General features: G+C 67.5%; 17 protein-coding genes. 6 read left to right on the plus strand and 11 right to left on the minus strand.

Annotated features, from left to right (window positions below; translation table 11 throughout):
• Positions 1-15 precede the first annotated feature (15 nt).
• The 6 genes from E8A74_RS53530 to E8A74_RS47180 all read right to left on the minus strand — a co-directional run bounded on the left by E8A74_RS53530 (position 16) and on the right by E8A74_RS47180 (position 4,322).
• Entirely contained in the window at positions 16-372 is a 357-nt protein-coding gene (locus E8A74_RS53530) for a DUF6968 family protein (RefSeq protein WP_170229919.1), read from the minus strand.
• 491 nt (positions 373-863) lie between these two features.
• Positions 864-1,649, minus strand: a complete 786-nt coding sequence (locus E8A74_RS47160; protein WP_136935745.1) for an aldo/keto reductase — start codon at positions 1,647-1,649, stop codon at positions 864-866.
• 24 nt (positions 1,650-1,673) lie between these two features.
• The gene (locus E8A74_RS47165; protein ID WP_136935746.1) at positions 1,674-2,555 is read right to left on the minus strand and encodes an aldo/keto reductase; all 882 of its coding nucleotides are present in this window, start codon (positions 2,553-2,555) and stop codon (positions 1,674-1,676) included.
• Positions 2,556-2,619: 64 nt separating this feature from the next.
• A complete protein-coding gene (locus E8A74_RS47170; RefSeq protein WP_136935747.1) occupies positions 2,620-3,702 on the minus strand; it encodes a hypothetical protein in 1,083 nt (360 codons plus the stop codon).
• An 84-nt stretch (positions 3,703-3,786) separates the two neighbouring features.
• A complete protein-coding gene (locus E8A74_RS47175) occupies positions 3,787-4,083 on the minus strand; it encodes a putative quinol monooxygenase (RefSeq protein WP_136935748.1) in 297 nt (98 codons plus the stop codon).
• Positions 4,068-4,322, minus strand: a complete 255-nt coding sequence (locus tag E8A74_RS47180) for a hypothetical protein (protein WP_136935749.1) — start codon at positions 4,320-4,322, stop codon at positions 4,068-4,070. Before E8A74_RS47180 ends, E8A74_RS47175 begins: the two co-directional genes overlap by 16 nt.
• Here E8A74_RS47180 and E8A74_RS47185 point away from each other — a divergent pair.
• The gene (locus tag E8A74_RS47185) at positions 4,321-5,235 is read left to right on the plus strand and encodes a hybrid sensor histidine kinase/response regulator (protein WP_136935750.1); all 915 of its coding nucleotides are present in this window, start codon (positions 4,321-4,323) and stop codon (positions 5,233-5,235) included. The genes E8A74_RS47180 and E8A74_RS47185 overlap by 2 nt on opposite strands.
• 315 nt (positions 5,236-5,550) lie before the next feature.
• Here the strand turns inward: E8A74_RS47185 and E8A74_RS47190 are convergent, their stop codons facing one another.
• Positions 5,551-7,281, minus strand: coding sequence for a carboxypeptidase-like regulatory domain-containing protein (locus E8A74_RS47190; protein ID WP_136935751.1), 1,731 nt, complete (start codon positions 7,279-7,281; stop codon positions 5,551-5,553).
• 470 nt (positions 7,282-7,751) lie between these two features.
• On the opposite strand from E8A74_RS47190, the gene E8A74_RS47195 reads away from it, so the two are divergent.
• The 3 genes from E8A74_RS47195 to E8A74_RS47210 are packed head-to-tail and all read left to right on the plus strand — an operon-like array spanning position 7,752 to position 12,626.
• On the plus strand, positions 7,752-9,233 hold the full coding sequence (locus E8A74_RS47195) for a serine/threonine protein kinase (RefSeq protein ID WP_136935752.1): 1,482 nt from the start codon (positions 7,752-7,754) through the stop codon (positions 9,231-9,233).
• Between the two features lie 16 nt (positions 9,234-9,249).
• Positions 9,250-10,278: an outer membrane protein assembly factor BamD gene (locus E8A74_RS47200; protein ID WP_136935753.1), complete on the plus strand. Its 1,029-nt coding sequence runs from the start codon at positions 9,250-9,252 to the stop codon at positions 10,276-10,278.
• Complete coding sequence (locus tag E8A74_RS47210) at positions 10,278-12,626, plus strand: hypothetical protein (protein WP_170229917.1); 2,349 nt, start codon at positions 10,278-10,280, stop codon at positions 12,624-12,626. The genes E8A74_RS47200 and E8A74_RS47210 overlap by 1 nt, the downstream gene beginning before the upstream one ends.
• A gap of 110 nt (positions 12,627-12,736) precedes the next feature.
• Here the strand turns inward: E8A74_RS47210 and E8A74_RS47215 are convergent, their stop codons facing one another.
• Both E8A74_RS47215 and E8A74_RS47220 read right to left on the minus strand, forming a co-directional pair.
• Entirely contained in the window at positions 12,737-13,552 is an 816-nt protein-coding gene (locus tag E8A74_RS47215) for a helix-turn-helix domain-containing protein (RefSeq protein WP_136935755.1), read from the minus strand.
• A gap of 19 nt (positions 13,553-13,571) precedes the next feature.
• The gene (locus E8A74_RS47220) at positions 13,572-15,746 is read right to left on the minus strand and encodes a cation:proton antiporter domain-containing protein (protein ID WP_136935756.1); all 2,175 of its coding nucleotides are present in this window, start codon (positions 15,744-15,746) and stop codon (positions 13,572-13,574) included.
• A 168-nt stretch (positions 15,747-15,914) separates the two neighbouring features.
• Here E8A74_RS47220 and E8A74_RS47225 point away from each other — a divergent pair, with 168 nt between their 5' ends.
• Positions 15,915-16,538: a hypothetical protein gene (locus tag E8A74_RS47225; RefSeq protein ID WP_136935757.1), complete on the plus strand. Its 624-nt coding sequence runs from the start codon at positions 15,915-15,917 to the stop codon at positions 16,536-16,538.
• Between the two features lie 4 nt (positions 16,539-16,542).
• Here E8A74_RS47225 and E8A74_RS47230 read toward each other — a convergent pair whose 3' ends face one another.
• Positions 16,543-17,058, minus strand: a complete 516-nt coding sequence (locus E8A74_RS47230) for an RICIN domain-containing protein (RefSeq protein WP_136935758.1) — start codon at positions 17,056-17,058, stop codon at positions 16,543-16,545.
• 134 nt (positions 17,059-17,192) lie between these two features.
• On the opposite strand from E8A74_RS47230, the gene E8A74_RS47235 reads away from it, so the two are divergent.
• Complete coding sequence (locus E8A74_RS47235; protein ID WP_136935759.1) at positions 17,193-18,095, plus strand: DUF6687 family protein; 903 nt, start codon at positions 17,193-17,195, stop codon at positions 18,093-18,095.
• Between the two features lie 121 nt (positions 18,096-18,216).
• On the opposite strand, the gene E8A74_RS47240 is transcribed toward E8A74_RS47235, so the two are convergent.
• On the minus strand, positions 18,217-19,620 hold the full coding sequence (locus tag E8A74_RS47240) for a hypothetical protein (RefSeq protein ID WP_136935760.1): 1,404 nt from the start codon (positions 19,618-19,620) through the stop codon (positions 18,217-18,219).
• Between the last annotated feature and the right edge of the window lie 92 nt (positions 19,621-19,712).

A 19,712-nucleotide genomic window follows, 5' to 3' on the forward strand; every position in this document is an offset into this window, starting at 1 on the left:
GCACGCGGGCCCAGTTTACGTCACGCCATTGTCGATCACCGGAAAGCCTATTTCGGAGTTGCCGTCCATCGTGAAATGTCCGGGGAAAAGATGCCGCAATTCCACTCCGATCTTGGAAATGGCAAGCTGTAATGCCTGGATCGAATCTGCGCCGTAGGCGTGCGATGAGCGGACATTTCCCTCCTCGATCGTGATCTCGTAGGGGCAAACCCAGTAGTCAGCCGTCAAGTCTTCCTCCCCTGGAGGTGGTGGCACGTGTCGAGGCCTCCCGATCCTGATGACAGCCTTTCGCACAGGAGCGTCGGGCGTGTCCCGATACTCGAGTTCGCGTTCCGCGATGGGATCGAGACCGATGGGGGGCGTCGCTGTCATGGCGTTTCTCTTTGTTTCGGTGTAGGTTTTGCGAGCGGTCGAGATGTTCCGTGCTCACTTGTTGTGGTTACACTGCTTCAAGCAACGCCCGTGTTCCTCCGATGCCGCCCCACGGCACAAGCTTTGTTGCAGCTTCGTTCTGTACTTTCGTTTGTCTGCACACTCTCGCGACAGAAGCTCATAGATTCGATAACAATTCGACTCGCAAACGCTACACGTCTCGGCTTGGATTGCTGTGTCCCGCAACCTCGCTTGTGCTGCAATCGTTACAGACAACCATCCAGCCTCTTGCGGCGAGCCGAACGCGACGGATCTTTCGCCAAACGTCCCAGACAAGAGGAGCGCGCCCAACCCCAGAATCATTTGGCCCATGACGTCCCCCCACGCCCTGCGCTTCAATATGCGGGCGCCGCAGGCTATCAGGTACAGCCGCGATGGTCCACGGCCCTTCCAGAAGCCAGAAGCCGTGCTGGCAGATCTCGGTGCTCCCCTTACCCGTGCACCTTCCGCCCGAACGCCCGCATCCACTTCGCCTCGTCCTCGCTGAGCGGCCCTTTTTCGACCGCCGCGAGATTGTCCTCGAGCTCGGCCCGGTTCTTCGGCCCCGTCAGCGCCATGTCCACGTGCGGGCTCGAGAGCTGGAATCGATAACAGTCGCCCGCGCTCATCACCGGCCCGTCCCAGCCGCTCGGGCGCTTCAGGAGCTTCCGCCACGCCGTCGCCGTGTACGCGAGCACCGAGGGCGCATGGTCTTTCACGTGCGGAAACACGTCGCGCTCGGCGCCCGGGTGCGCCGCGTTGTACCGCAACATCAAGAGGTCGAGCGGCGAGTCCGCGGCGAGCGTCCCTGCGCGCGGGCGGTCATGAATGCTCACGCCGATCGAGCGGACCTTGCCGCTCTCACGCAGGTGGAGCAGCTCCTTTTGTGTCGCCTCCGTCCACGCCGAGCCCGTGCCGAGCCAGCCGAGCAGGTACACGTCGAGGTGATCGGTGCCGAGCTCGCGCAGGAGCTTTTCGGCGCCCGAACGCACGCCCCAGCCGAACCAGCCGATCTTCGCGAAGCCAATCACCGACATCGCGTCGCGCCGCGTGCCCATCGCCGCCTTGACGGGCGCGCGCATCCCCTTGTTCCCCGTGGTCCACAAGAAGACGTTCACGCCCCGATCGATCGCGGCGCGCACGCCGTCCTCGTCGATGCCGTAGTTCGCCGCGAGGCCAAGCCGAAATGCGCGCTTGCCGCGCAGCGCCGAGGGGGTCGCATGCAACCAGTCGTTCATGCCCCCCACGTTATCACGGTCCGGTCAGCGTTCGCCCAGTTCCGATGTCGTGCGGAATCCGAAACCCGAGTAGAGGTTGACCAGCCGATCCGCGATCCCCATCCCGCGCGCCTGGAGCTGCGTCGTCTCCCGCACCCGCGCCCCGATCCGATGCATCCACGCGAGCTCCTCCTCGCTCATCGGCCCCTCTTCGAGCGCCTTCAGGGCCTCGTCGAGCTGCGCCGCGTCCTTCGCGCCCGCCCAGCAGGCGCCGATGTTCGGGTTCGAGAGGGCGAACCGGTAACAATCCGCCGCGCGTGGCAAACGCTCGTCCGCGGGGACGAGCTTGCGGTCGAGGAGCTGGCCCCACGAGGTCGAGGTGTACGTGACGATGCCAGGGCGCGGATCCGGCAGGTGCGGAAAGACGTCCTTGTCGGCGCCGGGGTGCGCCGCGTTGTAACGGATCATCAGGAGATCGATGCGCGGATCCCGGGCGAAGTTCTTGAACGCGGGGCGGTTGTGGCAAGAGATCATGAGCGCACGCGCGCGGCCTCGGCGCACGAGGTCCGCGGCGGCGTCGAGGATCTCCTCTTTCGGCGGGAGGTTCCACCAGCCGAGGAGCAGGACGTCCGCGTGATCCATTTCGAGCTGGCGTAGCGCCTTTTCGAGCGATTTGCCGATGCCGGCCGGCGAGCGCGCGTAGCTCTGGATGACGACCTTCATCCGCTCGCGCGAGCGCTTGCCGAGGCGCTTCAAGGCCGCGCCGAAATCGGGCGTGCGGTAGGAGCCCCAGTAAAAGAAGTCGAGCCCGCGCTCGAAGGCGTACTCGACGTCGCTCCCCTTGGCGCCGTAGGTCGACGCGAGCCCGAGGGGCACGACATCGAGGGGGCTACGGCCGAGGCGGACGGGGGAAAAGGATGCAGGCATCAGGATCCTCCGGCACGAAGGTGGCACGGAGGATCGGGGAGGCGCAAGGCAGGTGCACGAAAGGTCATCGTGCTTCGGCGGCGATCGGAGCGGGCGGCTGCGTTTCGGCCGCGCTCGCGGTGCGCGCGCCCGTGAGGCTGACGCAAGCGCCGCCCACGCCGAGGGCGACGATGCCCCAAGCAAACGCGCCGAGGAGGGCGCGGCGCGCGTCCCGCGGATTGCCGCGGACGACGGAGAGGACCCGGTCGTGCTCGCGATAAACGACGGCGGCCGAGAGCACCGACGCGCGCGTCTCGTCGCCGAGGCCGAGATCGAGCTTGCGCGGCGACCAGGCGACACGCGGGTCGTCCCCGGACGCGGAGCGCATCACGGGCAGGAGGCGCTCGACGCGGAGCGCACGGACGAGGGCGACGGCGTCGCCGAGGCAAAGCGCGACGATGGCGGCGACCGCGGCGAGGCCGAGGGTGCGCGAGACTTCGAGGGAGGGGCGGACGTCGGTGGGGAAGACGTTCCAATCGGGCAGGGCGGCGAGGGTGCCGAGGGCGACGCTGACGGCAACGGCGAGCCAGACGGCGCGGCGATCGGCGCGATCGACGAGGGAGCCGGGCCGGGCGCGGCCGACGCGGCGGGCAGCGGCGAGGACGAGGGCAAAGGCAGGCAAGAACCCGAGCGCGCAGACGAACCCCGTGGCCGCGCCCTCGCCGAGGCCCCAGCGCGACCAGCGCATGACGCCGATGAGCGCGCCGCCGAGGAGCCCCGCCGAGAGGACGCCCACGGCGGCCGCGAAGAACGCGGCGGCGCGGCGGGGCCATTGGACGGTGGGCTGGACGAGGACGCCGAGGAGGAGGGCGCAGAGCGGGGTGACGACGACGAACGAGGGGCGGAGGCCGGCGTCCATGGCTTTGAGGGCGCCGACGCGGAAGAAGTCGGCGGCCATCCATCCGCCGACGGCGCCGAGGACGGCGTACGGGAGCGAGAGGCGCGGAACGCGGCCGGGCGCGAAGGCGGGAGCGGGAGCGGGAGCGGGGGCGGGAGCGGCGGCGGAAGCGGGGGCGGCGACGGAAGCGGGAGCGGCGGCGGAAGCGGGGGCGGCGGCGGAAGCGGGAGCGGCGGCGGAAGCGGGGGCGGCGGCGTTCGGCTGGAGCATGAGCGGTACCTCGCGGGAGGGGGCAGACGCCTGGGAGGCGGCGCGAGTTCCCAGGATTCTCGCGAACGCGCGAAGCGACGCGCTCTACCCATTCAGCTTCCTGAGGATGGCCGGCATGGCGCGGGGATCCAGCGCGGTCATGTCCACCAGCCGGAGGGACTTCACCATGGGCTGGGTCGTGGTCTCGTAATGTTTGAAGTGCGGCGTCCGCAGGTGCGCCTCGTACGCAGCCCTGCTCGCGTAGACCTCCCAAATACGGATCTGGGTCGGGGTTTCTTCCTGTTGCATCGGAAAGATGCTGATAACGCCCGGCTCGCGTCGCACCGATGCCGCTGCTTCCGCCCGCAAGATCGACAGGTATTCGATCAGGAAGGGAACCAGTACACGAGAGCACCCACGAGTTCCGCACCCTGGTCACGCTCCTCATCGGCCCCGTCGAGGATCTGCTCGACGAGGTCGAGCCCCTTTCGTCCGTGCAGCGCACCCAGCTCCAGGGCGTCCGGCGCAGCGCCTACCGCGTCTTGCGCTACGTCACCGCGCTGCTCAGCTTCACGCGCGTCGACGCCGGCCGCGCCGCGGTCTCGTTCGAGCCCACCGATCTCGCTCTCCGACGTGGCCATGCCCCACGGAAACGGCCTCGACGTGGTACACGCGCTCCGCGCCGACCCAACGACGCGCGAGATCCCCATCGTCCTCATCTCCCCCCGCGGCGGGGAGGACGCGACCATCGGCGCGCTCGGCGCGGGCGCCGACGATTACCTCGTCAAGCCCTTCTCCGGCCGCGAGTTCCGCGCCCGCGTGCGCACCCACCTGGAGCTCGCCCGTGCGCGCCGCGAGGGCGCCGAGTCGCGACTCAAGGACGTCTTCCTCGGCCTCGCCTCCCACGAGCTGCGCACCCCGCTCACCGGCCTCAAGCTCAACGTCCAGCTCTGCCAGCGTGAGCTCGCGGCCCAGGGCTCCCCGCTGGCCGCGCGCCTCGCGGGGCTTCACCGATCGATCGACCGCATGACGCGCCTCGTGAACGACATGCTCAGCGTCTCCGCCATCACCGAGGGCAAGCTCACGATCCACACCACGCGCTGCGATCTCGGCCAGATCTGCCGGCATGCCGCCAACGAATTGAGCCAGGTGAGCCATCGCGCGTTGGTGCTCGATCTGCCGGACACGCCCGTCCCCGTCGTCGCCGACGAGGAGCGGCTCGGCCAGGTCGTGGCGAACCTGCTGTCGAACGCGATCAAGTACTCGGCTCCGGACCGACCGGTGACGCTCACGCTCCGGGCCGAAGGGCACGAGGAGGGCGTCGTGCGCGTGCATGACGCGGGCCCTGGCATCCCGGTGGATGCGCTGCCGCACATCTTCGATCGCTTCTACCGCGTGCTGAACATCGGCGTGCAAAGCGGCTCGTACGTGGGCCTGGGCCTCGGGCTCTTCCTCGCCAAGGCCATCGTGGAGCGGCACGGGGCCGCATCTGGGTCGAGAGCGCCGTCGGCAAGGGCAGCACGTTCGCGTTTGCCATCCCGCTGGGCGGCGTGATGGGGCCCCCCGCCATCTCCACGTAGCATCCCCAGGGGGCAGGAAACGGCCGAACGCGGGAACATCGCCGACATCTGCGAGGGGGACTTCGCTCCGGTCGTGGCTGGATCCCGGGCACCATCGCTGGCGGCGTACACCCCTCTTCCCGGTCCTCGTCTTCGACGTGGTGGAGGCGCTCCGGGGGTACTGGGGTAACCTTGGCTCGTTTTCGTCGGACCGCCGATCGCGCGGATGCTCCAACGAGGTAGACTCGGCCTCGGCGCCTCGGCGGTCCTGTTTCGCGAGATGGCGCTGCGATACGAGCGTGAGCGCGATCTACAGCCCGTTGTATTGAGAGGGGTTGTAGATGCTCATCTTGTTATCGCAGAAGTTATGGACCGTGTCGCGGTCTTTGTCCGTCAACGGGGCTGGCAAGTCGGGCGACACGGGCGGCACGTAGCAGCTTGCTTTGCACGCGTTCGCGTTGCTCCGGCCCGGGCACGCGTCGATGATATCGGGCGCGCTGTCCCGATCCACGTCCTGGAATTTGTTCGGGTCCTTCGCGTTCATGGACATGGAGACGAGCCCCGGATCGGGGGCGACGAGCGACGGGGGATCGGACAGGCACTTGAGCGTCTCGGCGAGAGCACTCCCGTCGGTTTTGTAGGCCGGGGTCAGCACCACTGCGTTCTCCGTGTTCATAGCGGCGTCGTAGGCGCCTTGCAAGACCATGGTCCAATAGCCTCCACCACCAGGGGAGCCGGTCACCGCGCCCCAGGTGCCGCAGAAGCTGCTGGCGTTGTAGGTCGCCCCGACAATCGCCGCATAATCCCCGAGCTGGAACCCATTCATGGTGACAGTCGTAGGTGGATTCACCACAATGTTGGGGTTAAAGTTGAGCTCGAGATCGCACCACTGGCTCGCAACGGCAGAGCTGCCGCTCGCCACGTAGACTTTGTATTTGAACGCGACGTTGCCGCCGGCCCATTTGCTAGGCGCGTTTACCACGCACATGCCACCTTGGCACTCGCCGGTCATCGTCCAGATTTCATCCTCGACGCCGTCGGCGGCGGAGACGCTGACCGTGCGAATGCTCTCGGCGCCTGGGAGGAAGATATAGGTGCAGATGGAGGGGTTCGCCATGTCCAGGTTCCAAGCGCTGAAATGAGGCAGCGCCACCGTGGCCACGCGGCCCTTGTCGGATGTCTTGAACGACGCGCTGAGGCCCGGCTCCTGAATCCAGATGCCGTGCTCGGTGTCGTGGTGCCACATCGGGATGCTCTGCGCATCGCCGAGGTTGACGCCTTCGGGCACCTTCATCTCGATATCGACCGTGGCGCCGGGTCGCACCTGGACGTGGCGGCCCTTCTGCGACAGCTCGACCTCGAGCATGCCAGCGGAGAAGAGGGCGGTGACCTTGCCGTTCGTGTCCACGCCTGCGAGCGGCGCGGGCGAGGCAGCCATATGCCCCGGCTTGCCGGGCTCGATCGTCGTCGCGCGGATATCGACGTTCCCGTGGACCGGCTTGCCCGTATCCCTGAGGACCAAGTCACCCGGCTCGAACTTCAGCGACAACGAGCCTTCGTGGATTTCGCTGACCACATCCGCGTTGAAGGTGCGCGAAGGCGCGCGGGCGCGCATACGGCCGAAGAGCGTCGGCGTATTGTCCAGCTTGTTGGTCATGATCTGCTGGTTGAACACGTACTCTTCGTGCTCGAAGCTCACGACGAACGTCCCGTAGGGGACCGCGGGCACGACGAAGCCGCCGCGCGCATCCGTCTTCGCAACCTTGCCTGCGATCCTGACGGAGACGTCCTGGAGCGGGTTCCCCTCCGTATCGAGCACCTCCCCTCGAACATCGCTATGGGGCTTGGCCGCCAAGCGCTCCGCATATTCGCGGTCGAGGAGTTCCTGGAGGTCGAACCGAATCCTCCCATGCTCGGTGAGAAGGCTGTCGTCTGAGTCGCCCTGCTCCGCCTGTTCGAAATCCTGGCCGGCAGGTGAACATGCCCCTCCGATGAGAATCGCGCCGAGTGTTCCTACAAAAACAAAACGTAATTTAGACACGGTCTCCTCCTCGCGGCACTCGATGACGGCGTACGTGTGGGCGTTACCGCTCGGAAGAGCCTAACAGACCTAACAAGGCAAGCATAATTTCTAGCATCCAGCCGCTTCGAGGCGTGTAAATATATCATTGTAACATATGTGCTTCCGTAACCAACGATACGCTTGTCCTCGCGGGCAGTGCGTTCGCGTTGCGGATTGAGGCTGTGCGCTTACCTTTCGCCCGGCTGGGCGGCGAGGGCGCGGCGCAGGCGGTCCTCGTGGGCGCGCCCACGCTCTCTTCGTGCTTGCACGCGGCGACGAACCTCAGGGTCGGAGTGCAAGGCGCTGAGCTGACGGATGCATCCGCCGGGCGGACTCTGAAAGTGACACCCGTATAGGGACATGACCTCATGTCGAGAATTTGCCCATGTTCCATCATCTGTGATTTGTGGGGACACTGACGGATAGTTCGGCGCTCGTGAGGTCCGGGGATGTCGCTGGTTAGCTTACCTGAAGGGAGTTCGTTTGCGGGCCGATACCGCGTTGTGCGGTGCATCGCCGCGGGCGGGATGGGCGCCGTCTATGAGGTGGTGCACCTTGAGACGGAGCGTCGGCGCGCCCTCAAGGTCATGCTGCCGCACCTCGTCCAGAGCGATGAACTGCGCGATCGATTTCGACAAGAGGCGCGCGTAGCGGCGCAGATCGACAGCGCGTTCATTGTCGATGTCTTCGATGCCGGGATCGACGAGGGGACGCAAATGCCTTTCCTCGTCATGGAGCTATTGCGCGGCGAGGAACTCGGCAAGCGCCTCCAGCGCCTCGGCCGGCTGCTGCCTCAGGAGGTGGTGCAATACCTCTGGTACACTGCGCTCGCGCTCGACAAGACGCATAAGGCGAATATCGTCCACCGGGACCTGAAGCCCGAGAACCTGTTCTTGAACGAACTGGACGACGGTCCGCCGAAGATCAAAGTGCTTGATTTCGGCATCGCGAAGTTCATCGCGGAGGGCGGCACGCACGCCAACGCGACGCGCTCGCTCGGCACGCCGCTGTATATGGCGCCGGAGCAGTTCAGGCCGGGATCGCCGGTGTCCCCCGCGACGGACCTGTACGCGCTCGCGATGATGGCATACAAGCTGCTTGTTGGTGCCACGTATTGGGAGGAGGAGAAAAAAGCGAACAGCAACGTCTTTGGCTTCGCCGCCGCCGTCGCGAATGGCCCCCAGGAGCTAGCGACAGCGCGGGCGCTTCGCCAGGGCGTGGTATTGCCGACGGCGTTCGATACCTGGTTCCAGCAAGCTGCGGCGATGGAGCCGGCACAGAGATTTCACTCGGCCTCCGCGCAGATCAACGCGCTCGCGTCCGCGCTCGGGCTGCCTTCGCCCGGGGCGCGCGCGCCTTCGCCAAGTTATCTGAGCGAGGGAGCCAAGGACGTCGCAATCGCGCAGACTGCGCTGCGACGAGCGGAGAGCTTCGAGCAAGGGACCGTATTGCTCGATAACGCCGCGAAGAGTGGAAGCGTGTCGAACCCTGAATTCGAGCGCGCTACAGACAAAGGGGGCACATACCTCGGGGTAAGCTCCTTGGTCAACGGTATTGACGCATCAAAGCGGAACAGGGCCGTCGTCGTGCTCGTGCTCGTGGGCGTTGCGGCGGTGCTCTGCGGGGCCGCGTTCGCGCTCTTGCGCCCTTCCGGCCCCCTGGCGACGAGCGCGACGATGGAGTTGGCTACCCAATTGCTGACGGCTCCACCCGGGAGTGTGTCGGTCGTCGAGGCGTCGGAGGTCGAGGTCGTCCCGGTGGCCGCGGCGCCTGTATCAGCACAAAGCGCGACGAGCGAAGCGCCGACGAACGCGGCGCCCGCCGGCTCGCCGGCAGGCGGGGGCAAGACCGCACCTGCAAAAATGCGATTGCCAGCCATCGCGCCGGCATCCACCAAGAAATCAGGGTCCAGCGATTATATCAGGGATTGAGCGAGAGGAATCTTCGATGAAGAAATTTGGACTCGCGGGAGCATTTTTCCTCGCCGTGGCGGTTCCGGGGGTTGAGGTGTGGGCCCAAGACGTGGTCGCGGCAGAGGCGCTCTTCAGGAAGGGCGTCGAGCAGATCGACGCCGGTAACTTCATCGCGGCGTGCCCCGCGATCGCAGAGAGCCAGAGGCTCGATCCACGGCCCGGGACGCTCTACGTGCTCGCCGATTGCGAAGCGGAGGCCGGGCATATCGCAACGGCAGTGGCACATTTCGAGGATTACCTCCGCGCCTACGCTGGGATGAAGGCGGACCAGAAGGTGAAGCACGCCGACCGGGCGAAGAAGGCTGAGGCGAAAAAGGACGCGCTTTCTGCCGAGGTTCCCGAACTCTCGATAGCATTGCCTCAGGGAGCGCCTGCCGGCACGAAGGTATCGCGGGACGGAACGGAGCTCAGCGCGGCGGTGCTCGGCATGTTTTTGCCAATCGATCCGGGCGAGCACCTCGTCATGCTGGAGGTACCGGGCGCGAAGCCCGTCGAGAAGCGCGTCGTGATCGAGCGGGGGAAGAAGGCGACGGTGACGCTGGAGCTGCCTGTGGTCGAAGCGCCGAAGCCCGTCGCGGAGCTGCCGAAGGTCGAGCCCTCCGTGAAGCCTTCGCCGGTCGCGCCGCCGCCGGAAGTGCCGAGCGGGATGGATGGTAAGCGAAAAGCGGGGGTTGTCCTCGCGAGCCTCGGCGCCGCGGGGCTCGTCGCGTTTGGCGTGACGGGCGGAATGGCGGTGGCAAACAAATCGGAGGTAGAGGCGGGCTGTAAGAACCTCCGCTGCAATGAGGCGGGTTACGACGCGGTGCTGCGCGGGCGTACGTTCTCGACCGTAGCGACAGTGGGGCTCGGCGTGGGGGTGGTGGGGCTCGGGGCGGGGATCACGATGATCCTGCTCGGGGGCAGCAAGGAAAAGAGCGACGCTGCGCAGAAGCGCGCGCTCGACGCGTTGCTGATCGACGCGGGGCCGGGTGGGGCGTACCTCGGCGCGAAAGGAGCGTTCTGATGAAGACGCGTAGAAGGCAATGGGCCTTCTTCCTGGCATTGCTTGGCGCGCAGGGCTGCGGGATGGTGCTCGGTTATGACGATCCGTACGAGCTCGTCTCCGATTCCGGCGGAGGCGTGGGGGGCGCAGGGGGCGAGGGCGGTGCTGGCGCCGGCGGTGCCGGGGGGAGCGGCGGGGAGACACCTTGCGCCAATGGCGAGCACGACGGTGAGGAGACGGACATCGACTGCGGCGGCGGGGACTGCGAGCCCTGTACGACCGGGAAGACGTGCAAGATCTCGAGCGATTGCGAGAGCAATATTTGCAGCGACGGTGCCTGCGCAGATCCGAAATGCGATGACGGTGTCTTGAACGGCAACGAGAGCGATATCGACTGTGGTGAAGCCTGCAAGCCGGCGCTCTGCGAGAATCTTAAAAAGTGCAATACCGGCGTTGATTGTCAGAGCGCTTCTTGCCAGGATGGCGTCTGCCAGGCGGCAACATGCAGCGACGGCGCACAGAACCCCGGCGAGACGGACATCGATTGCGGCGGCCCGCAATGCGACGGGTGCTCGAGCGGCGAGAAGTGCGTCGTTGGCACAGACTGCAAGGAGAAAGTCTGCGGCCAGGATTTGACTTGTGCTGCACCCACGTGCGCCGACAGCACTGCGAACGGGAACGAGACGGACGTGGATTGTGGCGGCCCGGATTGCGCCGCGCGTTGCGACGCGGAGAAGGCGTGCGCCGTCAATGAAGATTGTGCGAGCAAGGTCTGCCTGGGCGCGGTCTGCCAGGCTTCCACGTGCACCGACGCGATCGAGAACGGGACTGAGTCGGACGTGGATTGTGGGGGCGATTGCCCCAACCAATGCGCGACAGGGCTGAAGTGCAAGGTCGCCTCGGATTGCCAAAGCCTCGTTTGTACGGGCAACATTTGCCAAGCGAGCTGCCTGGATGGCGCGAAGAACGGGGACGAGACGGACATCGATTGCGGCGGACCGGCCTGCATGGGGTGCTCCCTCGGCAAGGCGTGCCTCACGGCGACCGATTGCGCGAGCGGCATCTGCAGCGGCCCCATGGGGAACATGGTGTGCGCCGCGCTGGATTGCACGGACGGCACCAAGAACGGCGATGAGACGGACGTGGATTGCGGCGGCTCTTGCTCAGGGTGCGCCGACACCAAGAGCTGCGTGACGCCGCTCGATTGCCAGAGCAAGAATTGCACGAACAGCACCTGCACGCCCGCGAGCTGCTACGACAACGTGCAGAACGGCTTCGAGACGGGCATCGATTGCGGCGGCTCCGCGTGCGGGCCTTGCCGGCTGCTGCTCGTCGCGTCGTCATTGGCCGACACACGCCTCGGCGTCTTCAACGCCGACAGTCCGACCCCCACGTGGAGCAGCACTGTGAAGGCGGGTTCCTATACCACGGTAGCGCCCGACGCGGCGCTGACCACGACCGGGACCGGCGTGGCTATCCTGCGGGACGAAGGAAATGGCTCCAAGGCTCGGTACATCACCTGGACACAAGCCGCCGGCTGGAGCAACGTCGCGGACGTCAATGACCAAAACATCGAGTCTCCGCCTGCCCTCTCGCCTGTCGGCACGACCGGCACGTTCATTGCGGCCTGGCAGCGTTACTCTGGGGCGTTCTCCACGGCCATGCAATTCGCGCAATTCGATGGTACGTCGTGGAACCCGACGGCCGAGAGCGTGCAGACACTCACGCTGACGACAGCGAATTCGATCTTGTCCTTCCCGGACATCACGTTCGTCGGCGCCTCGACGCCGTTCATGGTTTACGCAGATCAAACGGGCGCCAACCCGGATCTCTTCTACCAATCGAAGATGGGCACGTGGAGTACGAGGAGCACGGTCGTCACGAATATCGCGATCGCCCGCCCGCCTGTCATCACGCGCCTCAAGGATGGAAGGCTTGTCGTCGTCTTCCAGGACAGCACCGGCAACCTCAAGTCGCGGATCAGCGATGTGAGCGCCAGCAGTTGGCTCTTGTCGTCGACCGCCATTGGCACGACCAGCTACCGGCCGTCGCTCACCTCGCTCGCCGATGGCAGGGCCATGCTCGCCTGGGTCGATAGCAACAGCGACGTCCTGGTCAGGATCCTCAACCCGGCGACCCACTCGTGGTCCGTCGCGACCAACGTCTCCGGCACCGCGAACGATGTTGGAAGCGTGGTTTCTTTGACGCGCGGCCTCAACGGGAAGGTCGCCGAGCTCATCTACATGGTCGACCCGACAGGGACCAGGGACCTGATCCACGCCCGCTTCGACGGGACGATCTGGACCACGGCCTCCACAACCTTCCAGGCCCGAACCAATTTCGCCCTCGCCGCCCCGCCTCTTCCCTGAGAGTGACGATGTCACGACGGATGAAGAGGAAGAGGTGGCCCAGGTATCGCCGGCCCTGACGTACGCTTGGAACGAAGTCGCCGCCCTACGTTCGACCGGCCGCCTCCACCCTAGCCCCCGTCCTCCATCTCCTCGACGCCCCGGATCGCCTCCTCCGGGCTCTTCGCCGCGGCGATCCGATCCGCGAGGCCGTCGCTCGACAGGCGCGCGACGTGCGCGAGCAAGGCCAGGTGCCTGCGGCAGGGCTCGCCGAGGACCAGCACCAGGAGCAGCCGGATCGGCACGCCGTCGGGCGCCTCGCGGAGCGAGATCGGCCGCGCCAGCGTCACCAGCACCGCAGACGGTGGCATCGACCCAAAGACCCCGTGCGGGAGCATCACCCCGCCGCCGAGCGCCGCCGAGGCCGCCTGCTCCCGCGCGAGGATCTCCGTCACGAGCTCTTGCACGCTCGGTCCGCCGGGCGGACGCGGCAGCCGGCTCGCCGCGATCTCGATCGCGTCCTCGAGCCCGGGGCAGGTGAGCTGCAGGATGACGCGCTCGGGCGCGAGCAGCCGGGCGATCGACGGGCGCGCCTCGGCATGCTCGGGCGCCGGGAACTCCCGCGCCACGAACGCCCGGATGCGCGCGATCTCCGCCGGCCCGAGCCTCCTTCGCGCGATGTCCAGGAACAACATGCCCGCGCTCGGCACCTCCTCGGCGTATCCCTCGATGGCGGGGCCCACCTTGTGCGCGGCCCCGACGAGCAAATGCGGAGGCACGCCGAGCTCGCGCGCGATGGCCTCCAGGCGATCCGGGGTCGGGACGGCGTCGTGGCCGTGCTCGACGCGGCTCAGGTACGCGCTCGAGACGCCGATACGCTGCGCGAGGTCCCGCAGGGAGAAACCTGCGTCCAGGCGCAGCAGGCGGATCGTCGCTCCGAGGTGCATGTCGTTCTCTCTTGGAGGCTCAGGAGGGAGCTTGTTCCTGCGTCGCCGGGACCACCACGGCGCGCGAGGCCCTCGCGGCCGCGCGGGCGTCGCCCTGCTGGCGGACCACGAGGAGCGAGACGGGGCAGGCGTGGATCATCCGCTCGGAGTGCAGCCCGAACAGGCGCTCCTCCAGGCCCCACTCGGCCCCCGCGCCCACGATGACCAGGTCATACCCGCGCTTGGCCTCGGCGAGCGCCGCCTGGGAGGGGACGTCGTGCTCCACGACCTCGAACCTCACCTGGCCCGAGGCGCCGGGCTCGCGGAAGACCTCCTCCATGCGCGCCTTCCCCCCGAGCCCCTTGCCCCCGCTCCGCTCCGGCGAGACCACGTGCAGCACCGTCACGTCGGCCCCGGCGATGTGCGTGATCCGCTTGGCGAGGCGCAAGGCCGCCCGGTCGTGCGGGCCGCCGAGGAAGGGCACGAGGACGCGGCGGATCTGCGTGAGGCCGCGATCCACGAGCACGCCGACATCGGCGGGCGCGCGCTTCATGACCTCGGCGACCGTCCCGGAGAGCGCCGACCGGCCGATGAGCGGCTTGCGCCAGCCGAGCAGGAGGAGGTCGGCGCGCTTGGCCTCGGCCACGCGGCAGATGTCGACGGCGGGCTCGCCGGAGACGAAGCTCAGGGGCTTCACGGGCAAGGTCAGCGATTTGGCCCGCGCGAGCAGCGGTTCGAGCACCTTGCCTTCGCCGGCTGCGCCCCCGTGCTCCTGGCGGAGGAGGAACGAGGCGCGATCGTCGGGCTCGATGAGGTGCAGGGCGTAGAGCCGCTCGGCCGCTTCGGGCCCGCCGAGCGCGCTGCCGAGCGTGACCATCCCGGGCCCCGTCCGCTCGTCGGCGAGGCACATGACCATCGTGAAGACCGGCGCCTGCGCCACGGGCATCGGCGTCGCCTCGGGGGCCCCCGCGACCTCCTTGGCGAAGCGCTCGAACGGGTAGACGTACTGGAGCAGCGGCGTCGTGATGAACGTCGTGAAGAGCGCCATCAGCACCATCATCGTGAACAGCGTGGGCGAGATGACGCCGAGATCGAGCCCCATGTTGAGGACGACGAGCTCCATCAGGCCGCGCGTGTTCATGAGGATGCCGATGGCGCTCGACTCGCGCCAGCCGAGGCCGGTGAAGCGCGCGGCGAGGGCGCTGCCGCCGAACTTGCCGGCGCACGCGAGGAAGATGAGCAAGCCGCAGATGGCCCAGTGCTGGGGGCTCGAGAGCAGCCCGATCTGCGTCCGCAGGCCGCTGTAGGCGAAGAACAGCGGCAGGAGCAGCACCACGACGAGGTCTTCGAGCTTGTGGGCGAGCGCCTCGGCGAGGCCGCCGTCCTTGGGGATGGCGGCGCCGAGGACGAAGGCGCCGAAGAGCGCGTGGATCCCGATGGCCTCGGTGACCATGCTGGAGACGAGCAGGAGCAGGAGCGCGAGGGCGACGACGTTCTGGTTGACGGGCTGCGTCCCGCTCCGGGCGCCGAGCCGCGCGAGGAAGGGCCGCACGACGAGGAGCATCACGGCAATGTAGCCGAGGGCGAGCACGGTCGTGCGGACGGCGCCGTCGATGCCGGTCGCGCGCACGGCGGAGACGACGAAGGCGAGGAGGCACCAGGCCGTCACGTCGTCGACGGCGGCGCAGGTGATGGCCAGGGCGCCGACCTTGCTCCGGAGCAGCCGGCGCTCGGCGAGGATACGCGCGAGGACCGGGAAGGCCGTGATGCTCATGGCGACGCCCATGAACAGCGTGAAGGAGCTGAACGGGACGTCAGGCTCGGAGAGGCGGCTGCGGAGCCACGGGGCCACGAGGGCGCCGAGCGCGAAGGGGACGATGATGCTCGTGTGGCTGATGACCACGGAGGCGTGGCCGCGGTTCTTGAGCAGCTTCGGGTCGAGCTCGAGCCCGATGAGGAACATGAAGAGCACGAGCCCGACCTGGCTGAGCATGCCGAGCAGGGACATCGAGGCCTTGGGGAAGACCGTGTCCATCACGCCCGGCGCGAGCCACCCGAGCAGCGAGGGGCCGAGGAGGATGCCGGCGGTGATCTCGGCGACCACCATGGGTTGGCCGATGCGCCGGAGGAAGGCGCCGAGCAGCCGTGACAAGGCGACGACCATGGTCATCTGCAGGATGAGCAGGGTCAGCGGGTTGTGCGTGATGGCGTGCATGAGCGCGTCCTCCTGGAGTGATAAGTTATCACTTACCAGACGCAACGCGTCGATGGGAAGACCCGAGTCGAGTCTGGACGGCGCGGAAAATGTGCCCGTCGCCTTCGCCTCCGCCTTCGCCCGCCTCTTCCGGTCGTCTGCTTGGGTGGTAGCATCCCCGCTTCCTCGATGAACCCCGGCCCTGGAGATGCGCGCGACGCGCCGAACGACCGCTCCGAGGAGCGCCATCGCCTCGTGGCCATGGCCGCGGGCGTGCCGCTCTTCCTGCTCTGCGCGCCGATCGTCTTGCCGTTCGGCGGCCCGCAGTCGCTGCTCGAAGCGGCGGACGGAGCCACCGCGCCGGTGGTCCTCCTCGCGTGCCTCGCGTTCGCGCCGCTGGTCGCCGGTGTCGTCGGGCTCGTGCAGGGAACCAGGCGGGCGGCGCCGGGTCCGTGGCTCTTCGGCGTGCCCGCGGTCGCGTCGACGCTCGTTGCCCTCGGGATGATCCTCGTCGTGACGCTCCTGCTCCTCATCGAGCCGACGTCCCGCTACCAGCCCTTCGTCTGGGTCGGGCTCGGGGTCGCCCTCGCCGCGCTCGGTTGCCTCGTGCGGGGGTTCTTCCGCAAAGGCTTCCGGCGCTTCAGCCACGTCGTCGGGGGGATCTGGCTCTGCGGGCTCGTCCTCGGCATCTCGCTCCGTTTCTCGCCGAAGCCTTTTTTCACCGCTCCCTCGTGGGGCGAGGGGTTCTTCTTCTTCGGCCTCGCCGCGCTCGCGCCGCTCGTCGGGTTCGCGTTCGCCCCGCGGCGGGGGTGAGCCCTCAAGGCACGGCCTGCCAGAGCTGCTCCGCGCCGCTCCCCGCGCGTCGCAACCGGAGGGGTTCGCCAGGATCGCCGCTCTCCAGGCAGAGCATCGGGGTTTGATCCGGGACGCAGATCCTCGCGGGATCCGTGAAGAAGGGGATCTCCCACAGGGTCATGGATTGCGGGACGAAGCAGGGGGCCAGGGAGATGAGCGGGTCGTCCTCGCTCGGCGCGGGGGGGGAATGCAGGCACATGGCCGTGCGCCCAGGGCTCCAGGATCGGATCTGCGTCATGCCGTTGCGGAGGGGCATCAGGTTCCAGCGCCGGGACACGTCCGCGGAGCAAGGCAAGGTTCGAACCGTGTGCTCCTCGGTGAGCGCGATGCAAAGGCCCGTCGCGACGTTCCTCAGGCGGACATCACTCCCCCGAAGCGGCAACACGACGTCCTCGACCTCCGCGGCGACCGGCGCGCCCCAGAGCATCCCGGCGATCGTGCCGGCCGCGAACAACGACGTGGTCCACGCGTGATTCATGGGCGCTCTCCTCCCGCGCAGGCCCGCGGCTCTCTCGGGGGATGTCGAGCCCACGAGCGCGCCCGTCAATCGGGCGCCCGCGTGCGTCCGCCCGTGTCCCCGCTCGGTCGCGCCTTCCGTGCTACCCTTCGCGCATGGTCGCGCGACATTTCGAGTTCGTCCCCATGGGCAAGCGTGCGCCCGAAGGCGCGGTCGCCTGCGACGGGCTCGTCGCGGGCGCGGCCCTCGATCTGAGCCACTGGGCGAAGAATCGAACGCCCAAAGCCTTCAAGGCCGATACCTCCGTCGAAATCGCGCTCGCGTTCGTCCACGAGGCCTCACCGGCCGACGGGCCCGCCATCGTCGTGAACAACCATTTCGACGTGGATGGCGTGCTCGCCGTCTGGTCGCTGCTCGACCCGGAGGCGGCCGCGGCGCACGCGGGGCTCCTCGTCGCGGCGGCCGAGGCGGGCGATTTCGAGGAATGGCCGGCCGATACGCGGGGGATCTGGCTCAACATGGCGATCCGACGTCTGGTCACGCTGAAGCCCGAGGCGAGCGCGTACCCGATCGCGCTCGCCGCGCTCGGCGAGCTCGTGCGCGACATCGAGACGCGCGAGGATCTCTGGGGGACGTCGTTTTCCGCGTTGCTCGAAGCCGAGCGGCGCGCGAACGCGGGGGACGTGGTTTCTTATGCCGTCGGCCCGATCCGCGTGTTCCACCACGGGCCGGGCGTGCCCGAGGCGCCGGGCGCCGTGCTTGCGAAGCTCGGCGCGACGGGGGAGGGCGTGCGCCGGCTGCTCCTTGCATTCGAGGAGCCGGACGGCTCGTTCCGCTATCGGTACGAGATGCCGCGCTGGGCCTGGGCCGATACGGTCGTGCGGCCCGTGATCTCCGCGCCGAGCCGCCATGAGCTCGCGGCGGGGCTCGGGCCGGAATGGGCGATGAAGGGCGTCGATTTCGGAATGACGGGCCTGCTCCGCACGACGGCGCCGCTTCGGGAGGAGCCGCGCGTGCTGGCGGAACGGCTGCTCGCGCGTGAGCGGTTCGAGGCCTGACGAGAGCGCCGTTGAGCGCTCTGCAAGATCGCGAAGTGGTCTTGCCTCGGGGGTGAATCGGCCGGGCTTCGCCAGGCCGAGGAAACCGGCCTTAGCAAATCCGGCAAGCACGGGCGGTGACTCACGGGCCCAATGTCTCCCTGGGTGGTTCTTGCAATGGCTGAACTTCGGGCACACTCTTCTCGATCGCGGCTATTTCGGCCTCGATCCGACGCCCATCTACCGAGTTCGGTTGTACCTCGAGCATATCGTCCTGCAGCAACGCGTACAGACGCGCCGTCGCGGTACGCGCTCCCTCTCCGCTCTCCTTTTGCCGCGCCTCTCGGTAGCCTCGCCGCGCGCAGCCACGCAGCGCGCTCACGAACGCCTTCGCGTCTTCGCTCGCGCTCGTGAATCGATCGATCCCGGCGGCGTGACCGGCGCGGTCGCACGCCTTCGCGATCACGAACGCAGACTCCGCCCGCACCGCCGCGCTCTCGCGTTCGATCTGCCTCTGCACGCGCGACACCTCTGCAAAGGCCGCGAGTTGTTCCGCGAACGGGCCGAGGTCGCGCCGCAGGATCGCGAGGTACTCGACGATGCTCTTTCCGGCGGCATCGAAGTCATGCGCCCCGATCGCCTTCACAGCGCGGGCGGCGATTGGCGATAGCTTTGTTTTTTGCTTCGACCAGGCAGAGCGATCGAACGTGAAAAGCACCTTGTCGACCACCAGATCGTAGAGTGCACCGCCAAAGGGCAGGCGGGGGTCGGTTGGGGCGTCCCCGCGGATCTCCTTCGGAACGCCACTCGCAGCGTCCGGGTGCACGACAGCGGCGAGCGCTGCGTCCCCCTCGACCGCGACAACCACGGACGAGAACCTCACGTCCGAGCGCTTGAACCCTCCGCCGCCGAGCAGATCACGGAGCGTCGCCTTCGTATCGCCGTCGGATCCGATATCTCCGTCGGTGGGCGCAGCCTCGCCGCTTGGCAGGAGCTTCGTGAGCGCATCCACGGCGGGGCCGGAGAGCCGATAGCGCTGCGCTCCCATCTCGTAGTGCGGCAAATCGATGCAAAGCGCTCCGTCCTCTCGCGCGCGCACCAGATAACCGAGCAATGTCACCCGGCGCGACGCTGGCGAGCCGGGTACAGCCGTGGCGGCTGGGCGCGCGTGCTCCGGCAAGGCTCCGGGGATCGGCCAGGCGGCGATCCCCTGCGGGCCAATCAGATTCGCCGGGGTCGCAGACGCGATGAGATAAAGATTCTGCTCCTCGTCCCCCCCACCGCTGCCGAATAGCTGCGAGAAGATGAGGGTATCGCCCATGAGATGGGGCACCGCAGGGGAAGACGATCCGTGGGGCGAGCCCCGCCAACGCGCGGCGATGAGGGTTGCGCTGCCGCTCCGCAGGCCCATCTTCACGAGCGCATCGCGCGTGAGAAAGCGCCGCGGCGGCTCTTTCCCGTTGAATGCGTCGACGATGACGATATCGTACATCTTGCGGGCACGCGCGAGATAGAAGTCATCCCATAAACCATCCGGTAGGACCATCGGCTCCAACATCCCACTTTGTGGGATCAATTTAACCAGCGTCGGTCCAGCCGTCGGTACATTTTCACGGCTGGCGACATATGCAGGTGTGG

The organism is Polyangium fumosum (assembly GCF_005144585.1).
In the GTDB taxonomy this organism is placed as follows: Bacteria; Myxococcota_A; Polyangia; order Polyangiales; family Polyangiaceae; genus Polyangium; species Polyangium fumosum.